This is a genomic window from Chryseobacterium sp. CS3K3.1, from assembly GCF_059515165.1.
The window spans coordinates 85,079-102,765 of record NZ_JCAKRV010000007.1 but is presented as its reverse complement, the minus strand read 5'-3'; the positions used below and the strand labels follow the sequence as shown (position 1 = coordinate 102,765).

The following is a 17,687-nucleotide window of genomic DNA, read 5'->3' as shown; positions in this document are numbered from 1 at the left end:
TGGCCTAAATTTTAGTAAATTTTAACAACAAAAAATGCCTGAAAAGGATCTTCTCAAGCATGTTTTGTATATGATAATTAGAAATTATCTCTTAGCGCGTGCAGCACTTACAGTTAATCTCTTTCTGCCTTTAGCTCTTCTCGCAGCCAAAACTCTTCTTCCATTTGGCGTAGACATTCTTTCTCTGAAACCGTGTTTGTTTCTTCTCTTTCTTTCTGATGGCTGGAATGTTCTTTTACTCATTACTATATGTTTAAATCGTAATTAATCTATTAATTTTCAGGTTGCAAAGATATATAAATTTTTATAAGTTACAAACTTTAATTATCTTTTTTTAAAATTAAATGTAATGTTTTTTGGTCGGGTATTAACAAACCCTCATCACAAAACCATTTTTCCGGTACAAAAATAATATTTAAATGATTTATATAAAAGCTCTATCTTTGAAAACTTTAATTTTAACGAAAAATAAACACCGGATGTTTACACCAGCAGAACTTTTAGATATCAATACATTACTTACCCAGGATAGCAGAATAGTGATCCTTACCCATTATAACCCGGATGGAGATGCTATTGGTTCAAGCCTTGGATTAAAACATTATCTGAAAGCAAAAGGAATTCATGCGGAGGTTATCGTACCCAATGATTTTCCGAAATTTCTGAAATGGATGCCGGAATCTAAAAAAGTTATTATTGCAGAATATAAAAGAAAGCTTGCAGCGGATATGATTGCGGGAGCAGATGTTATTTTCTGCCTGGATTTTAATTCCCCGTCAAGAATCGGATTATTGGGTGACTGGCTGGTAAAGGCTCCGGGAAAGAAAATTCTTATTGATCATCACCAGCAGCCGGAAAAATTTGATTTTGTTTATTCTGATACAGTCATTCCTGCCACTTCACAGATGATTTATCATTTCATTGAAGCAATGGAGGATGAAAAGCTGGTGAACCAGGATATGGCAGAATGTCTTTATACCGGAATTATGACGGATACAGGAGGTTTCCGTTTTCGTTCTACCAGTGCTACTACCCACCGTATTATTGCTAATCTTATCGAACACGGTGCAGATCCTGCCATGATTACTTCCAATACGTGGGATACCAATACGGTTTCCCGTCTGCATTTGCTTGCTTTGGTCCTTGGAAGAATAGAAGTAGTGAATGACGGAACCGTAGCGGTTTTAAGCCTGACAAGAAACGAACTGAAAGAATTTGGTTTCCAGAAAGGAGATACAGAAGGTTTTGTGAATTACGGTTTAAGTATTGCCGGCGTAAAAATGTCCGCATTCTTTATGGAAGATTTATATGAAGACTTCGTTAAAATTTCTTTCAGAAGCAAAGATGATGTGGATGTGAATCAATTCTCAAGAAAATATTTCAATGGTGGAGGTCACATTAATGCAGCCGGAGGAAAGTCTTTAGATTCTTTAGCAGGAACGATAGCCAATTTTAAAGAGAAAGTAAAAGAAGAAGGTTTGTAGGAATGTGAAAGGGCTGTAAATTCTTCCGGAATAATCAGACATTTTTACGATATCCTTTTTCTTCCAGTTCCTGACAGGTGTAATCGTATACCTGCTGAAACATTTCATCCATATATCTTTTGTTGAAGAGACTGTATTTGGTCATTTTGGGCGGATCTAAAAATATATTACAGTATTTTGCCTTAGAATACACCGACTTGGCAATGGCTAAGTGAAGGATTCTGTCAAATTCCTTCATCAGACTCATTTTGCTTAATTCATCATAGCTGATGGAATTGACATGTGAAGCAATCAGAAAATTACATTTATCCATAATAGGCTCAATGGGAAGATTATCCAGAACGCCGCCATCCACATAAATTTTCTCACTGATCCTTACCGGAGGAAGAATAAAAGGAACACTGGAAGAGGCAAGCAATGGCCCAAAAAGCTCTCCTTCAGAAAAGAAATCTACAATGCCATGAGTCATTTCCGTTGCGGCTACATACATCGGAATTTTTAAAATACTGAAATTGTCTTCCGGGAAATAATCTTTGAACAGTTTCAAAATAAAATTGGAGCTGAAGATTCCGTTTTTGGATAATTTTAAAGATGACCTGGAGAAAAAAGAAGTTTGCTTTACAATTTCCATCATCTCGTCCGGCGTTTTTCCAAAAGAATAAAAAGCACCAATTATGGAACCTGCACTGGTTCCTGAAATAATGTTTGGTTTCAGATTGTATTCTTCCAAAGCTTTCAGTACGGCGATATGGGCAATCCCACGCATTCCTCCGCCTGAAAGTGTAAGTCCGATAACCGGTGGTGCCGGTGGTTTCTTTTTTTTGAATGAAAATAAAGCCATTACCCAAATTATCCTCTACTAATATACAGGATTTTTTCTTATGCACAGCTTAATTGTCAGTTAACCTGTTTTATAAAACCAGTTTTTTAGGAAGATTGTGAAGAAGTTCTGTATTGATAATTTCTGCACAGATGCCAGGTTTTTCCCAATGCCCGTTGTGTCCGCAGTCAAGAATATAAGATTTGATATTGGTCCTGTCCGGAAGATGTTTGATCATCATATCTGTTTTTACAGCATTGTCATGTTTACCCGCCAGTACTAAGATTTTAGCTTCCAGGTTTTCAAGGACATGTTTTTTGTCGGTTCTTTCCACCATACCTTTTACACAGGCAAGTGCTCCCAGATTGTTGGTGGAAAGGGCTGTTTCAAGAGCTATTTCAATTTTACCTTCCAGGATATCCCTTTCATTTGGATTGAATAAATTGGGAACTCCGGCTCTTGCATAGTGTGCGAAAGCATCCCTGATGATTCTGTAGCTTTTGATTCGCTGTTGTTTTTTCTCTTCATCATCCGGAAAATACGTAGAGAAAAATAAAGTAAGGCTTTTTAAAGAATTAGGATATTTCTCTGCAAAAGCAAGTGAAGTATATCCTCCCATGGAATGTCCCAGAAGATGTATTTTTTCTAAATGCTGATCATCCAATACTTTTTTTACTTCTTCAGCCATCAGTTCCATGGTGTGAACTTCAGCCAGAATTTCAGACTGTCCATGGCCGGGAAGGTCAATTCTGAGCAGTGAAAAATCTTTGGAAAGGTGATGTTCCATATCACTCCAGATGGATATGTTTTCCATAAATCCGTGAAGAAGTACCAACGTTTCTTTTCCGTTTCCTTTTCTTTCAAAGTTCAGCATGATTCCAAAATTTAGAAGGTTAAAAATAATACAGCAGGTTATCTGCAGATCCGTTTCTCCTTTCAAATTTAGTCAAAAAAAAGAGCATTTAAAAAATGCCCTTGTCTTTTATTGAGTTAATTCCTTGTAAACCTTTGTTTCCCAGGGCTTGATATCTGTAACCCCATATCTTTCCTTTTTGGAAATAGCAAGATTGTCCAGCATATCTACAAAATTCTTGTAATTGGCTTCATCCGTTGGCTTTACAATAACAGTGAATATATCGGGTGCCGGAGCTTTCTTATAGGCTTCAGCAATGATCTTTGAAATTTTTATTCCACTGAAATCTGTTTCTTTCAGGTTTCCTGTATTCAGATCTTTCTGATTGCTCTGATGATAAAATACGCGGTTGTCTTTTCCAAGAATAAAGGTAATCTGGTTTTGATCTCCGATTACAGGATCAGTTGGGATTGGATTAGGATTATGGTCTTTTGCGGGTAGTCCCAGGTCCATCACATTCGGTTTTGTAAAATTGGTGGTGAACATGAAGAAAGTGATGAGTAGGAATCCCAGATCTACCATAGGAGTCATGTCCACGCGGATCATTTTTTTCTTTTGCTTTCCGCCTTGTTTTTCTTGTGCAATTACTTCTGCCATGATTAAAGTTTTTAAATGTTAGACTATATTTTTTTTGAAGAATTCCTACAAAACATATGCCTTGATTATTAAAAACTTTATAGATTCATGAATCTATTGATTATTATCGTATGAATTTTACATATTTCTGTTTTTTAATACTTTTCCTGAAGGGAAAGGGTAATTATGATATTTTCAAGGGGGTTACCGGGTGATTGTTATTTTCTTTGTAAGAATAATTTCTTCTCTGTTTTTTACCTGTACCATATAAACTCCTTCCGTGAATGCAGATGTGCTGATTTTAATTTTTTCTTCGTTATATTTTTGAGAGAAAAGTTTTCTTCCGGACATATCAGTAATGCTAATAGTACTTTCCCGGGGCAGATGATCTAAATAGAAAAAGTCTTTTGCAGGGTTAGGGTAGAGGTTGGGTTTATGCCTCTGTAGATTTTCCGGAATGCCAAGTTGTTCCGGACTTAATTTAACTACCCAGGCATCGATCATACCATGATGTCCGGTAACGTCTCCACTTGTAGATCCTGTACTTCCTGAAACAATATACCCGTTATCAGCGGTCAGTTCAAGAGCAGTTAAGTAATCGAAATTGGGGCCTCCCAGGGTTTTCTCCCACTTCAGATTTCCGCTGCTGTCCAGTTTTATGATCCAGTAATCCAGATCACCGTGGTGATTGGTTACCTGTCCGTTGTTGGAAGCTGTCCAGCCTGCAACAATATAATCCCATTCGGGAGTCTGACGAATAGTTATGGCGTTGTCATGAAAACTTCCTCCAAAATATTTATCCCACTCGATGGTTCCGTTATTGCTTAGTTTGATAACCCAATAATCCGGAAGTCCGCTTTCAAGATTTGAAGGATTAAAAGAAGTGCCCACGGCAATATAGCCGCCATCAAAAGTCTGTTGCGCATAATATCCTATGTTATCACCAATATTGCCCAACGTTTTTTGCCATTGCATATTTCCGCCGGAATCGAGTTTTACTACCCAAAAGTCATTGTTCCCGTAGCTTACAGTAATATCGCCATCTGTAGACACGGTGGTTCCTGCAATAATATAGCCGCCATCAAAAGTTTGCTGCACAGAATTGACCTGTTCACTGCTGCTTCCACCCAGCGATTTTTGCCATTGTATATTTCCGTTAATATCTAATTTTACGATCCAATAGTCTCCTCCTCCATGATTTCCGCTCACATCTCCGTCATTGGAACTTGAAGATCCGGCTACAATATATCCTCCTTCAGAAGTCTGCTGAATAGATTGTGCCATATCCACACTGCTTCCACCCAGCGATTTCTGCCATTGCATATTCCCGTTGGAATCAAGTTTTACAATCCAGTAATCATAATTTCCATGATTTCCGCTGATATCTCCGTCACCGGAATTGGATGATCCGGCAATAATATATCCTCCATCGGTAGTTTGACGGATGGATTGTGCATCATCAACATTACTTCCTCCTAACGTTTTTTGCCATTGTATGCCTCCCGCAGGGTTTAATTTTACGATCCAGTAATCTCCTCCTCCGTGATTCCCGGTGACATCTCCATCATTGGACATAGAATGTCCGGCTACAATGTATCCTCCGTCTGAGGTTTGCTGAACGGCATTGGCAGATTCACCATGGGTGCCTCCCAATGCTTTTTGCCATTCTATGGAAGGGGCAGACTGGGCTGCTAATATGGAATAGATAAGAAATAAAAAAGTAGATGTTAAATATCTCATATGTATTTGAATTGGTGATAGTTATTCAAATATAATTAATTTTAGCCTACATTTGGTGTTTTATTGTTTATTTAATTCTTTAAAACAAAAAACTCACACGATAAAGTGTGAGTTTTTAAATGATATGTAAATAATTTATTTATTCTTTTTATAGAAATTTACTCCGCATTCAAGGAATTTTTTGAAATCCTCTTTAGGCATATATCCTGAAACAGGCGTGTTGATTACTTTACCGTCCGGAGTAATTAAAACATAGTGAGGCTGAGAGTTATTATTGAAGTTCACCTGTTGGAATAAACTCCATCTGTCCCCGATTGTTTTTACCTTTTTGATCTGTCCGTCTCCCAGGTCAATTTTGGTTTTCTGATCCTCAGGAAGTTCTTCTTTGTCGTCTACATAGAGAGAAGCCAGTACTACATCGTTCTGAAGAATTGGTAAGATATCCGGTTCGCTCCATACAAATTCCTCCATTTTTCTACAGTTTTCACAACCGTATCCTGTAAAGTCGATCAGGATGGGTTTATCCTCTTTTTTGGCCAGTTCCACAGCTTTGAAGAAGTCGTGCTCCGGATGCATTCCTAAAATGCCGTCTTTTTCATCATGGAAATAGCTCACATTCAGCGGAGGTAAGATTCCGCTTAATAACTGAAGTTTAGGACGGTCAGACGGGATTAACCCCTGAACCAGGTAAATCACAAACCCAATTCCCAATACCCCCAATATCTTCCTTGTTATGGAGATTTTAGGCTTTTTATCATCATGCGGGAATCTGATGAATCCTAATAAGTATAAAGCCAATCCTAAGGCGATAATAATCCAGATGGCAATGAATAGCTCTCTTTTTAAGAAGAATGTTTTGGAAACAAGATCTGCTTTAGATAAGAATTTCAATGCCAATGCCAGCTCTACGAATCCTAAAACTACTTTTACCGTATTCATCCATCCTCCGGATTTCGGAAGGCGCTGTAATGCCTGCGGGAATAATGCCAGCAGTCCAAAAATAATTGCCCATGCCAGCCCGAATCCTGCCAACGCAAATGTCAGCAGCATAGGAACATTGGATGAACCTGTTACCGCACTTCCCAGTAAACTTCCTAAAATAGGTCCTGTACAGGAGAAAGAAACGATCACCAACGTTAATGCCATGAAGAAAATACCGATAATTCCTCCTGCTTCTTCCGCTTTGGAAGATTTGTTGGCAATAGAACTTGGCAGTGTAATATCATAATACCCGAAGAAACTTCCGGCAAAGAAGATGAATATGATGAAAAATGCAATATTCAGCCATACACTTGTGGAAATTTCATTGAAGATATTTCCGGCAATTCCGTCAATAATGTGGAAAGGAATACTTAGTAAAACAAAGATCAGAAGAATGAAAAACCCATAAATAAGAGCGTCTCTTTTTCCTTTGGCTTTGTTTTTACTTCCTTTGGTAAAGAAAGAAACCGTCAGTGGAATCATCGGGAACACGCATGGCGTAAGCAAAGCGATTAATCCTCCGATAAATCCAAGGAATAGATACGTCCAGTAATTTTCATCCACTTTGGTAGACGCTGTACCACAATCTGTCAATGGTTTTTTGAAATCAATGCTTTCAATTTTCAGCTGCTTTGGATCCAGTTTTGACGCTTCTGTGATCGTAGCTTCAGTTTTTGCAGGATTTTCAGTAACCGTCTCAGTTATTTTTACAGAGTCTTTTGCAGGGCCTGCGGTTTCCTCGGCTGCAGTCTCTTCCGCTGCCCCTTTTGGAGTAACTTTTTGATTGAATTCTAATGTATTGGGAGCCAGACAAACTCTGTCATCACAGGTCTGATACGTAATCTCAGAAGTGACATCTGCAGGTTTTGCCGGATCTTTTAATTTAAATTTCTGCTTAAATCCGGCAGAATTGGAATAAAAAACAATAGTACCTCCGAATGCTTCAGAAAATTCTTCATGTTTTTTCCCGACTTCGGTAAATTTTCCAATCAACTCAATATTCTTTCCTGTCACTTTATACTCCGTTGGAATTCCGGTATCTTCCGGTAAATCTTTAGAGTAAATATGCCATCCGCTTTCCATGGTAGCATTCAATACCGCTTCATATTGATTGTTTCCCAGATCGTTGATGGTGAATTTAAACTTTACAGGATTTTTTATCTGCGCATTAATTCCTGTCGCTAAAAATAGTAGAATTAATAAAAACCAGTTTCTAAATTTCATTGTTCATTTCATTAAAGTTTTGAGACTCCATTTCGTTTTCTCATTCTTTGCATATCTTCTGTTTTCCCTGAAGGATAGCTGTCAAATACAGTATTTTTCCTGATGAGTGCGTGTCCGGATTTTTTGCCTCGCTAAAATAGATAATTTTTCGTCCCTAAAAAATTTAGAAACTTTCTTTTTTTGAGCCTGATGCCTAAAAATATTTCGTCTTCTGCCTTTATCACCATAGCGCTATCACTTATTTCATCATTTAAAAGTGATTATTGATTTTGTCAATTTTTCCAACGTGGTATTATGATGATGATCGTTTGTCATGATAAAAGTTTTGGATCAATCAATTCAGGTTTTTTACAATATCTTCTACGGATGCTCTCTTTTTATAGTCTGTATCAAAATGTCTCCATGTAATTTCTTTCCCCTCATTAAGGATGAAGGTTGCCGATACAGGAAGTCTTCCGGAATGATCTGATCTGCTGTCAGCAAAATCCTCCTTTAATTTTGAATTATATAAATTAAGAGTTTCACTGTCAGGAGTATAAAGGACGTCAAATGCTTCTGCTATTTTATAGCCTTCATCATATAAAACGGTATAATCGGTCTTTGTTTTACTGATTGTCTTTTCGATAAATTCCGGTTTTTCAGGAGAAATAATAACGAGTTTTGCATTTTTCGACTTCAGCTCAGGAGCCAGATTCTGTAATGTTTCAATATATTTGTTACAATAAGGGCACCATTGTCCGCGAATAAAAACAACCACCAGTTTTTTGTTTTCTTCTGATGAAGAAAATGTATTTCCCAAATGATCTTTCGCACTGAAATTGCCTATCTTATCTCCAATCATTTTTCCTTTTACCTGATCTAAAGTTTTACCGGACTGAGGCATTTTTTTTTCAATAACAGCTGCTCCTACGCCTAAAAACTGTTCAGAATTATAATAGCCGAAATCATATTGAACCAGTTTTCCTTTCGGATCCAGGAATAGAAAAGAAGGGTAGTTGACTACTTTAAATTCTTTGGCCAGGCTTAAACCTTCTTTTTCCGCGTCTATGGCAAGGTTTACAAAATTTTTGTTGAACATTTCTCCGACTCTGGAATCTGTGAAAGTGTTTTTTGCCATGAGCTTGCATGGACCACACCAGGTAGTGAACAGATCAATGAAGATCAGTTTATTCTCTTTTGCTGCGATTTTTTTCGCGGCTTCCAAATCAATTTTTTGAAAACTGATGCCTGTGCTTTGTGCATGTAATGAAATTCCTATTGCTATAAGAAAACTCAAAATGATTTTTTTGAACATATATTTCTTTTCTTATTAGGTTCCCTGATTCATGAAAAAATCACCCACAGATTAAATTATTTTTTTTAATGATTTGATTGTCAGGTAGAAAAAATGCTATTATTTTTAATCCTTTTGATCTGCTCTACACATTTGTATTTTTGATTCTGAGCATTATGTCTGCTTGAATACTGATATTTATTCTGAATTTCCTCTATACTTTTGTTTTCAATAAAAATGTCATGAATCAGATTCTGACAATGGGAAGAGATCGATTGGATATAACCAACCAGTTTTTCCCAGTAATACCTTTCATTTTCAATGGCCGTACCTATTTCCTCCCGATGTTCCATGAAATAATGTTCAGGAGACTCTACATAAAAGTTTCTGTTTTTTAGTTTTTTAAACCACAGATTTTTTACAATTCCGATAATATAATTTCCCAGACAGGTCTGAACTTTAAATTCGTCAGCATTCAACTTTTCGTACAGAATGAGCAGTGCATCCTGGAATATATCTTCTGCATCTTCAAGATTGCCTTTATTTTTGAGAATGAATTTCTGGGTATAACCAAAATACTGTTGGTATAAAATTCCAAAAGCTATATTGCTGTCTTTCTTAAAATCATCAACAGCTAACGAATTAGTTGTTTTTCTGTCCACTTTACAGTTATCTTTTTTTGAGTAGTGCTGTCTGCCTGAAATCTGCGATCCTGTCTGAGAGGGATAACTCCCAGGATATGGTTTCCGGAGTCACATAATAACCAGGTCTTTTCCTTAATCAAAGGAGATAGTTTTTCGTCCCTGAAAAATTTAGAAACTTTCTTTTTTCCTGGAAACGCTGTCGGATAAAATTCATCTCCATCCTGCTGTTTCCTCAAAAGAAGTGGGAACTGAAGCTTTTCAGCATCGAAATCCCATTGAAATCCTTTATTGATTCCGGAAATGTTTTCAATATCATCTACGAGATTGATGCTCGTCTGGTTTTCGGAAAAATCAAAATTTTTGATCAGTACTATTTCTTCCGGAGTTTCCTTTTTTTCACTTTTATCAATAAAGATGAGTTCATCCCGGTTGACAATCAACTGATATTCCTTTGAAAAAAAAGAACTGTTATTTCCGGCTTTAAAAATTTTCGGAATTTCTTCCTCCTGATTGAATCCGTATTTCTTTAATATTTCAAATTTTACAAAATCGCTTTCACTATCCAGCTTTCCCTTTGATAAGATTTTATAGTTTTGGTTAAATACGGTAAGGCGATTTTCTATTTCCTGGATCTGTTGTTGTACAAACTCTTTGGTTTGATTCAGGTATAAAGAACTTTTTCTGAAGTTCTCCAGAAAGTGGTCGTTGGTCTCCATCAGCATCGGAACAATCTCATTCCTGATCTTATTCCTCAGATAATCACTTTTTTTATTAGAAAGGTCTTCGCGGAATTCAATAGTATTCTGCTCAGCAAACTGATAAATTTCTTTTTTTGAAACATTTAAAAGGGGACGAAGGATTTTATTATCATTCGATGGAATTCCACTCAATCCATTAATGCCGGCAGCTTTGGAAAGATTAATAATGAATGTTTCCAGCTGGTCATTAAGATGATGGGCGGTAACAAGAAATTCCAGCTTTTCTTTTTCCCTGATTTCGTTAAAAAAACGGTATCGCAGTTCTCTGGCCCAAAGCTGGATTGAATTTTCAGGCTTCTGGTCTTTTTCCGAAACTTCATACAAATGAAATTTTATATGATTTTTCTCACAAAAATCCTGCACTGTTTTCTGATCCAGATCCGAATCATTCCCCCGAAGCTTATAATTGATATGAGCTACCTGAAACTGAAATCCGGCATCTTGGATTTCCTGCCTGAAATCCCTGAATAATGAGGCCAGAACCATAGAATCTGCTCCTCCGCTTACTGCTAAAAGATAGGTGTGATTTTCCGGCTCGTGAACGAGATTTTTTAACTGACTGATAAAGGCTGATTTATTCAACATATATGTTGAGAATTTCTTTTATGCAAAGATAACCGATATAATTCAATTGAATTTTCCTAACTTTGAGTAGTCTAAAAATGATTATTTATGAAGATTTTAAAAATTTTAGCAGTTTCTGCAATGGCGCTGGGGATGACATCTTGTGTCAGCAAAAAGCAGTATGATGCTTTGAGCACAAACTATAAGCAGTGTATTGAAAATATTGGGGAAAGACAAAGAGAAATTCAGGATTTGAAATCTCAGAACTCTGCATTGGCAGGGGAAAATAACTTATTGAAAAGCCAGCATGATGCTTTAAAATCATCACTTGATGCATGTTTGTCGAACACAGGAAAAAGTTCTGCTAACATTGATAAACTGGTGGGAGAAATCAATGCTTCCAATTCTTATATCAAGCAATTGATCTCCAGTAATGCCAAGAACGACAGTCTGAACCTTGCATTGTCTAATAAGCTGAAGAGATCTTTGGATAATGTATCTGATGAAGATGTACAGGTAAAAGTATTGAAAGGAGTAGTAATGATCTCTCTTTCTGATAAAATGTTATACAAAACGGGAGATTACAACATCTTACCAGCCGCTCAGGAAGTGTTAGGTAAAGTAGCAAAAGTAATCAATGATTACGATAAATACTCGGTATTAATTGAAGGGAACACGGATAACGCTCCGTTGAACTCTCCAAACCTTCCAAGAGACAACTGGGATCTTTCTGCATTAAGAGGTACATCTGTTGCTAAGGTTCTTCAGACTCAGTTTGGAGTTGATCCGGCAAGAATTACTGCTGGCGGACGTTCTGAATACAACCCGAAAGCAACTAACATGAGCGTTTCAGGAAGAGCAGAAAACAGAAGAACGGAAATCATCATTATGCCTAAACTTGATGAGTTTATGAAACTGATGGATATCGCTCCTAAGAAATAATGACTACACCCTATATCATCATAAATCCCGAAGCAATTCGGGATTTTTTTATGATGTGTTAATCTGTTTCGGAATATAATCTGCCGATTTTTTTGAAGAAAAGATTGGAAATGAAATTCGACCGTTTAAAACAAAAATAAATCCCGAAGGTGGCCGGGATCTATTCTTAATCAAATTAATTCTTCCTTTTTCAGGAGTGAAATAATTCGTTGCAAAAATGAAGTGGATATTTCTTTCTTACTTTTTGCTGCAGAAGAATCAGTTCTACTTTTCAGTACAACTTTAGTGTGATTCTCATGGTTAGTTTGTGTCTCTCCTGCAATCATCATGTTTTCTCTTAGTGTTTTTACCCCTTATTCTTACTGCAAACTTATAACTAATACCACAAAAATACCATCCGTGTTTTCACGGTATTTTATATGGGGTTTTTACTGAGATACATATTTTTTATAGTTAATAAGCAATTTTTACGTATATAATTAGTTGATTAATAAAAGAATATGTATATTTAAATCTCAATATAAGGAAATAATAACAGAGGTGTCCGAAAATCTTAAAGAGTAGGAAATTAATACTAAACTAAAATTATTATGAAAAATTCAAAAAAACTTTCAAGAGGAGAAATGAAAACTGTACAAGGTGCTATTAACGGGTGTAATCCACAGATATTTTGTACCAGCCTGCAAACAAAGTGTTGCCCGGGATGGGTTTGTGCTGGTATAAGAGAATATTGTATAGCAATATAATAAACTTTTAAAGTATATAGATGCATCTAAGAGAGATTAATTTCTCTCTTTTTTTGTATCTTCTTCCTGAATTAAAAAAGTAGCTTTAAAATCCTTAAATTTGTTTAAATAAAAATGGTATGAGTTTTTTTGAAGAAAAGAATCCTGAAATGGACAGATATTTGGAGGCGCACGCTTCTTCGGAATCCGAAATTCTGAAAAAGCTGAGAAGAGAGACGTATCAGAAAACAACACAGCCTCATATGATTTCCGGATATCAGCAGGGAAGACTGCTGACGATTATATCCCAGATGCTGCAGCCGAAAAATATTCTTGAAATAGGAACATTTACCGGATATGCTACTTTATGTCTTGCATCAGGATTGGCAAAAGACGGAAAAATCACCACATTGGATGTGAATGAAGATCTTGCCTATCTTCCTAAAAAATACTTTGAATCCAGCGAATATGCCAGCCAGATCGATTTTAAACTTCAGGATGCCAAGGAATATTTAAAAGAAACAGATGAATTTTTTGATCTGATTTTTGTAGATGCTGATAAGGAAAACTATGCCGAATATTTCAGATTGATTAAACCTCATACAAAATCCGGAACAGTGGTGTTATTTGACAATGTATTATGGTATGGGAAAGTGCTGGAAGAAAATCCGAAACTGAAATCTACCCAGTCGATCCAGGAATTAAATGATTTGGCAGCAAAAGACGAAGATTTTGAAAATCTTATTTTACCTTTGCGTGATGGAGTGAACTTTCTTCGCAGAAAGTAACTGAAATATTCAAGGATTAAACATTTAAAGAGATACAACATTGTATTTTTAATCTTTAAATTATTCAATCTTTAAATTGAAAATTAATGAATAAAGGAGTTTGTATTGTTACAGTAGCGCCGGTTCGTGCAGAAAATTCTGACAGAGCTGAAATTGTTACGGAAATATTGTTTGGAGAAAGTGTGGATATTCTGGAAGTGAATAAAAACTGGACCAAAATAAAAATGCATTATGATGGCTACGAAGGATGGATGGATACCAAACAGCTGAAGCCTGTAACAGACGAAGAGCTGGCCAAAAGAAAAGTGACCGTCGTTACCGAAGATTTTTCTTCCGTATTAATGAACGATGGAAAAACTTTGCTTTCTATGGGTTCAGAAGTGGAATTTCCGGTGGTAGCTTCAAGAAGAAGTCATGATGTGCGCGAAAGTATTGCTCTGACAGCAAAAGAATTCCTGAACGTCCCTTATTTGTGGGGAGGCAAAAGCTTTTTTGCAGTAGACTGTTCGGGATTTACCCAGTTGGTTTATAAAATTCACAATATAAAAATACCCAGAGATGCCTCACAGCAGGCTGAGGTAGGAGAACCGCTTACTTTCGTGGAAGAAACACAGCCTGGTGATCTTGCTTTTTTTGAAAACGCAGAAGGAAAGATTATCCATGTAGGAATTATGCTGGAGAATCAGAAGATCATTCATGCTTCCGGAAAAGTAAGAATAGACACGCTGGATTCCACCGGAATCTTCAATAAAGAAATGAATAAGCATACTCATAAACTGAGAGTGTTGAAAAGTGTAATTTAATCCTCATTCAATCTCATTTGAAATGGAAAATATTCTTTTTACAATTTTTGATATTTTAAATTTTGGATGGGTCGCTTTTTTATGGGGATTTACCCTGAAAAACTATAACACGCTGCCAGAGAGAATTCCCGTCCATTTTGATATGGAAGGAAAAGCGGATGGATTTGGAGGGAAAATGTATGCTTTTCTGATGCCTGTACTGGCGCTGGGATTGTATGCTGTATTCACTTATGGCACCAGACATCCCGAAGACACTAATTTTCCGGTAGAAATTACAGACCAGAACATGGGTGCTCAGTTTTTAATTATGAAAATCGGACTGAGAATTCTTTTTGTTGTACTGGCAATGGTTTTTCTCAACCTTCAGGACTATATGTTCAGATATGCTGCTGATGATAAAGCCAAGCCCAGAATTTCAATGGCCACTATCTTTTTATCAGTCGTTTTATTTACTCCCGCATTACTCTTTATTGCTTATCTGTTTAAATGATACATTCTAAAAATAATTCAGAACATTATACATGGGGGAACCAATGTGACAGCTGGATCCTTAAAAATACCCGGGACTTATCCGTAAAGCAGGAGAAGATGCCTGCAGCAACTTCGGAGAAACTGCACTTTCATAAAGTGGCAGAACAGTTTTTCTATATTTTGAAAGGAGAAGCCGTATTTTATATCAACGAAAGGAAATTCCTGGTTAACCAGGGAGAATCTATTTCTGTTGAGCCGGGAGCAAAAAATTTTATCTCCAATGAATCTACTGAAGAGATTGAGTTTTTGGTCATATCCAATCCTCCTACGGATCATGACAGAATTGAAATTAAAGAATAAGTAAAATGGCTTTTTTATATAATATTTTCATCAGTCTCCTTACCTTCGGAATGAAGGCTTTCGCGTTGATTAATGATAAAACTAAAAAAGGCGTTGAAGGGAGAACGCAGTCTTTGGATAAAGTAAAATCTTCATTTTCAAAAACAGATAAAGTCATCTGGATGCATGCGGCAAGTCTGGGTGAATATGAGCAGGGATTACCTGTTCTGGAGAAACTCCAAGAGAATTTTCCTCAGCACAAAGTTCTGGTGACGTTCTTTTCTCCGTCAGGATATGAAAATGTGGTTAAGAAGAAACACATTGCTGACGTTGTTTGTTATTTACCTTTCGACAATAAAAAGGCTGTCAAAGAATTTACAGATCAATTCAATACTGAACTATTTTTTACGGTTAAATACGATTATTGGTACAACCTCCTTGCTGAACTGAAAAGTAAAGGAACAAAAATTTATGTTATTTCGGCACTGTTCTACGAAAGACAATCTTTCTTTACTTCCTACGGAAAATGGTTTGTAAAACAGCTTCAGAAAAATGTGGATTGGTTTTTTCATCAGACTCAGTTTTCATTGGCCTTGGCAAAAAGTGTTGGGTTAACAAAGTCTTCCGTAACGGGAGATACAAGATTTGACAGAGTAAAACAGCTGCGGGAAAGAAATAATCATGTAGATTTCATTGCAGACTTTATTGGTGAAAATAAAGCAATAGTCTTTGGAAGTTCATGGCATGCGGAAGAGAAAATAGCAGAAATGGTTTCCCGTAAAAATAATACGGTAAAACTTATTATCGCACCCCACGATCTGAAAAGAGTAGAGCATTTGAAAAATATATTCCCGGATGCCTTATTGTACAGTGAAATAGAAAATACCCGGTCTTCAACTTTCAATACTCCCATTCTGATCATAGACAGCATAGGTTTATTGTCCAGATTATATTCTTATGCAGATGTAGCTGTTGTAGGAGGAGGATTTCATGATGCCGGACTTCACAATATTCTGGAGGCAGCCACTTTTGGTGTTCCGGTAATCTTTGGGAATCATTACAAAAAGAATCCGGAAGCTGACGACCTGATCTCTGCCAATGGAGGGAAATCTTTCTCTGATGAGTATACAGCCTCAGAATTTGTCTTATTTCTAACGAATGAAGATAACAAAGAAGAACTTACTGAAATGTCTCAAAATGCTGAAAAATTTGTAGATGGGAAGCCAGACTCTACGAGAATGATTCTTCAGAAAATTCTATCGTAAAAATCCCTGGCTTTTAATATCTTTCATGATCTGATCAATGTTGTCGGGAATCCTGTTACATTCAAACCAGTTAAAGTCAAGACCATTGTTGATGCACAGCTTTTGCAGATAATGATTCTCTAAAACTTTATTCAGGGTATCACGTAGGTTTTCATCAATTTCCATCCAGTAATCTTCATCCAGTTTTTTTATAAGGACCAAAGATTTGAAGATTTTGTTGATGATGTAAATATAAAGTTTGTAAACATTGTCAAACCTTTGTCTGCTGAGATCACCATTATTTTCCAATACCTTGTTTACGAGAAGAAGATTCAGGGAAACCTCTCCGAATTTATCGGTCGTGATTTTTACATGCTCCGTGATTTCAGCACTTATTTTGCGCACAGTAGACAGGAAATATTTGGCATTTCCCACGTATTTTGATGCAAGAAGTACCTGTTCCTCCACATGTTCTTCCATGGCATTTCTTTTATCATCTGTAGTTTCCGGATCTATCAGTTCAAAGTAGAGCTTTTTCGACAATAATTTATCCTTTCTCAGGAGTCTGAAAATCAGTTTGTCTTTCTCCGTTCCGGAAAAAGCACTCAGCGCAGCTTTAAACTCTTTTGAATATTCCATTAATTAAAAATTTTCGAATATTTCAGGAATCCGTTTACGGCCCAGTTAGCCGTATAATACAATGATTTTACTGTTGAGAATCCCATGAAATCTTTATAGACAAGATACTGATCTTTGATGATATTTTTTTTATTTCTTGAAACGCTGTTTTCACGCATTCTGTATTTTGCCAGTGTCTTTTGTACAGGAATTCCTTCCGGAATCACTTTTAAAAGATTCAGCCACATGACGTGATCTTCACGTTTACTTTTTACGGGGAACAAAAATTTTCCAACCCTTTTCGTGTCGTACATTGTGGAAACCGGTGCAAGGCGGCATGTTTTCAGCAGATTGGAGAAAGTAACCACTTTGTCCGCCAAAAAATCTTTCAGAATAGGCTGAAGCTGTTCGTTACATCTTGAATAGTTACAATATACCAGTTCTGCATTGTGTTCCTGCATATAATCCGTCATTGTTTCCAGATATTCAGGATACCAGTAGTCATCAGAATCCAGAAACGCAATATATCTTCCCTGGGCTCTTTCCAGGCTGTTGTTTCTTGCATTTCCTGCACCGCCGTTTTTCTCCAGTACCTGTAGTTTTATTCTCGGATCATTGTATTTTCTAATGATTTCAACAGTATTATCTTTAGAAAGGTCATCTGTAATCAGCCACTCCCAGTTTTCGTAGGTTTGATTAAGAACAGACTGTATGGTTTCCTCGATAAATTCTGCAGAATTATAACAGGGAGTAATGATGGAGACAAGATCTTTCATTTGT

At 36.6% G+C, this 17,687-nt stretch carries 19 protein-coding genes; 8 read left to right on the top strand and 11 right to left on the bottom strand.

The window, feature by feature from the left end; all coding sequences use genetic code 11:
* Positions 1–84: 84 nt before the first annotated feature.
* Positions 85–243: a 50S ribosomal protein L34 gene (gene rpmH, locus AC5YGI_RS08775; RefSeq protein WP_002976260.1), complete on the bottom strand. Its 159-nt coding sequence runs from the start codon at positions 241–243 to the stop codon at positions 85–87.
* Positions 244–479: 236 nt separating this feature from the next.
* Here rpmH and AC5YGI_RS08770 point away from each other — a divergent pair, with 236 nt between their 5' ends.
* Positions 480–1,484: a DHH family phosphoesterase gene (locus AC5YGI_RS08770; RefSeq protein WP_496168012.1), complete on the top strand. Its 1,005-nt coding sequence runs from the start codon at positions 480–482 to the stop codon at positions 1,482–1,484.
* A gap of 34 nt (positions 1,485–1,518) precedes the next feature.
* On the opposite strand, the gene AC5YGI_RS08765 is transcribed toward AC5YGI_RS08770, so the two are convergent.
* The 8 genes from AC5YGI_RS08765 to tilS all read right to left on the bottom strand — a co-directional run bounded on the left by AC5YGI_RS08765 (position 1,519) and on the right by tilS (position 10,998).
* Positions 1,519–2,325, bottom strand: a complete 807-nt coding sequence (locus AC5YGI_RS08765) for a patatin-like phospholipase family protein (RefSeq protein ID WP_496168011.1) — start codon at positions 2,323–2,325, stop codon at positions 1,519–1,521.
* 70 nt (positions 2,326–2,395) lie between these two features.
* Positions 2,396–3,178, bottom strand: coding sequence for an alpha/beta fold hydrolase (locus AC5YGI_RS08760; protein WP_496168010.1), 783 nt, complete (start codon positions 3,176–3,178; stop codon positions 2,396–2,398).
* 108 nt (positions 3,179–3,286) lie between these two features.
* On the bottom strand, positions 3,287–3,814 hold the full coding sequence (locus tag AC5YGI_RS08755; protein WP_454511211.1) for a biopolymer transporter ExbD: 528 nt from the start codon (positions 3,812–3,814) through the stop codon (positions 3,287–3,289).
* Between the two features lie 183 nt (positions 3,815–3,997).
* Complete coding sequence (locus AC5YGI_RS08750) at positions 3,998–5,533, bottom strand: T9SS type A sorting domain-containing protein (protein WP_496168009.1); 1,536 nt, start codon at positions 5,531–5,533, stop codon at positions 3,998–4,000.
* Positions 5,534–5,668: 135 nt separating this feature from the next.
* Positions 5,669–7,738: a protein-disulfide reductase DsbD family protein gene (locus AC5YGI_RS08745; RefSeq protein ID WP_496168007.1), complete on the bottom strand. Its 2,070-nt coding sequence runs from the start codon at positions 7,736–7,738 to the stop codon at positions 5,669–5,671.
* 334 nt (positions 7,739–8,072) lie between these two features.
* Entirely contained in the window at positions 8,073–9,014 is a 942-nt protein-coding gene (locus AC5YGI_RS08740) for a redoxin domain-containing protein (protein WP_496168005.1), read from the bottom strand.
* Between the two features lie 98 nt (positions 9,015–9,112).
* A complete protein-coding gene (locus tag AC5YGI_RS08735) occupies positions 9,113–9,673 on the bottom strand; it encodes an RNA polymerase sigma factor (RefSeq protein ID WP_496168003.1) in 561 nt (186 codons plus the stop codon).
* Positions 9,646–10,998 carry a tRNA lysidine(34) synthetase TilS gene (gene tilS / locus AC5YGI_RS08730; RefSeq protein ID WP_496168001.1) on the bottom strand — a complete coding sequence of 451 codons (1,353 nt, stop codon included), beginning with the start codon at positions 10,996–10,998 and terminating at the stop codon, positions 9,646–9,648. Before tilS ends, AC5YGI_RS08735 begins: the two co-directional genes overlap by 28 nt.
* A gap of 87 nt (positions 10,999–11,085) precedes the next feature.
* Here tilS and AC5YGI_RS08725 point away from each other — a divergent pair, with 87 nt between their 5' ends.
* From AC5YGI_RS08725 to AC5YGI_RS08695, 7 genes are all read left to right on the top strand, one after another.
* Positions 11,086–11,919, top strand: coding sequence for an OmpA family protein (locus AC5YGI_RS08725; RefSeq protein WP_202841555.1), 834 nt, complete (start codon positions 11,086–11,088; stop codon positions 11,917–11,919).
* A 590-nt stretch (positions 11,920–12,509) separates the two neighbouring features.
* Positions 12,510–12,665: a CCPGW family putative bacteriocin gene (locus AC5YGI_RS08720; RefSeq protein ID WP_407936191.1), complete on the top strand. Its 156-nt coding sequence runs from the start codon at positions 12,510–12,512 to the stop codon at positions 12,663–12,665.
* A gap of 119 nt (positions 12,666–12,784) precedes the next feature.
* The gene (locus AC5YGI_RS08715) at positions 12,785–13,432 is read left to right on the top strand and encodes an O-methyltransferase (protein ID WP_202841554.1); all 648 of its coding nucleotides are present in this window, start codon (positions 12,785–12,787) and stop codon (positions 13,430–13,432) included.
* A gap of 86 nt (positions 13,433–13,518) precedes the next feature.
* Positions 13,519–14,235 (top strand): C40 family peptidase, encoded by a 717-nt coding sequence (locus AC5YGI_RS08710; RefSeq protein WP_496167999.1) that lies wholly within the window; start codon positions 13,519–13,521, stop codon positions 14,233–14,235.
* 22 nt (positions 14,236–14,257) lie between these two features.
* The gene (locus AC5YGI_RS08705) at positions 14,258–14,725 is read left to right on the top strand and encodes a DUF1648 domain-containing protein (protein WP_330743884.1); all 468 of its coding nucleotides are present in this window, start codon (positions 14,258–14,260) and stop codon (positions 14,723–14,725) included.
* Positions 14,722–15,066 carry a cupin domain-containing protein gene (locus AC5YGI_RS08700; RefSeq protein ID WP_496167998.1) on the top strand — a complete coding sequence of 115 codons (345 nt, stop codon included), beginning with the start codon at positions 14,722–14,724 and terminating at the stop codon, positions 15,064–15,066. The genes AC5YGI_RS08705 and AC5YGI_RS08700 overlap by 4 nt, the downstream gene beginning before the upstream one ends.
* Before the next feature lie 5 nt (positions 15,067–15,071).
* Positions 15,072–16,310, top strand: coding sequence for a 3-deoxy-D-manno-octulosonic acid transferase (locus AC5YGI_RS08695; protein WP_496167997.1), 1,239 nt, complete (start codon positions 15,072–15,074; stop codon positions 16,308–16,310).
* Here the strand turns inward: AC5YGI_RS08695 and AC5YGI_RS08690 are convergent.
* Together AC5YGI_RS08690 and AC5YGI_RS08685 are read right to left on the bottom strand one after the other, a co-directional pair.
* Positions 16,302–16,928 (bottom strand): calponin homology domain-containing protein, encoded by a 627-nt coding sequence (locus AC5YGI_RS08690; protein ID WP_454511220.1) that lies wholly within the window; start codon positions 16,926–16,928, stop codon positions 16,302–16,304. The two genes, AC5YGI_RS08695 and AC5YGI_RS08690, sit on opposite strands and share 9 nt — an antisense overlap.
* Positions 16,928–17,683, bottom strand: coding sequence for a glycosyltransferase family 2 protein (locus tag AC5YGI_RS08685; RefSeq protein ID WP_110008291.1), 756 nt, complete (start codon positions 17,681–17,683; stop codon positions 16,928–16,930). Before AC5YGI_RS08685 ends, AC5YGI_RS08690 begins: the two co-directional genes overlap by 1 nt.
* Positions 17,684–17,687: the final 4 nt, after the last annotated feature.

Coding starts and splice junctions, on each gene's coding strand:
- AC5YGI_RS08755 (WP_454511211.1), bottom strand. CDS start 3,814: ATGGCAGAAGTAATTGCACAAGAAAAACAAGGCGGAAAGCAAAAGAAA.
- AC5YGI_RS08715 (WP_202841554.1), top strand. CDS start 12,785: ATGAGTTTTTTTGAAGAAAAGAATCCTGAAATGGACAGATATTTGGAG.
- AC5YGI_RS08705 (WP_330743884.1), top strand. CDS start 14,258: ATGGAAAATATTCTTTTTACAATTTTTGATATTTTAAATTTTGGATGG.
- AC5YGI_RS08695 (WP_496167997.1), top strand. CDS start 15,072: ATGGCTTTTTTATATAATATTTTCATCAGTCTCCTTACCTTCGGAATG.
- AC5YGI_RS08750 (WP_496168009.1), bottom strand. CDS start 5,533: ATGAGATATTTAACATCTACTTTTTTATTTCTTATCTATTCCATATTA.
- AC5YGI_RS08710 (WP_496167999.1), top strand. CDS start 13,519: ATGAATAAAGGAGTTTGTATTGTTACAGTAGCGCCGGTTCGTGCAGAA.
- tilS (WP_496168001.1), bottom strand. CDS start 10,998: ATGTTGAATAAATCAGCCTTTATCAGTCAGTTAAAAAATCTCGTTCAC.
- AC5YGI_RS08725 (WP_202841555.1), top strand. CDS start 11,086: ATGAAGATTTTAAAAATTTTAGCAGTTTCTGCAATGGCGCTGGGGATG.
- AC5YGI_RS08690 (WP_454511220.1), bottom strand. CDS start 16,928: ATGGAATATTCAAAAGAGTTTAAAGCTGCGCTGAGTGCTTTTTCCGGA.
- AC5YGI_RS08685 (WP_110008291.1), bottom strand. CDS start 17,683: ATGAAAGATCTTGTCTCCATCATTACTCCCTGTTATAATTCTGCAGAA.
- AC5YGI_RS08760 (WP_496168010.1), bottom strand. CDS start 3,178: ATGCTGAACTTTGAAAGAAAAGGAAACGGAAAAGAAACGTTGGTACTT.
- AC5YGI_RS08720 (WP_407936191.1), top strand. CDS start 12,510: ATGAAAAATTCAAAAAAACTTTCAAGAGGAGAAATGAAAACTGTACAA.
- AC5YGI_RS08700 (WP_496167998.1), top strand. CDS start 14,722: ATGATACATTCTAAAAATAATTCAGAACATTATACATGGGGGAACCAA.
- AC5YGI_RS08745 (WP_496168007.1), bottom strand. CDS start 7,738: ATGAAATTTAGAAACTGGTTTTTATTAATTCTACTATTTTTAGCGACA.
- rpmH (WP_002976260.1), bottom strand. CDS start 243: ATGAGTAAAAGAACATTCCAGCCATCAGAAAGAAAGAGAAGAAACAAA.
- AC5YGI_RS08770 (WP_496168012.1), top strand. CDS start 480: ATGTTTACACCAGCAGAACTTTTAGATATCAATACATTACTTACCCAG.
- AC5YGI_RS08765 (WP_496168011.1), bottom strand. CDS start 2,325: ATGGCTTTATTTTCATTCAAAAAAAAGAAACCACCGGCACCACCGGTT.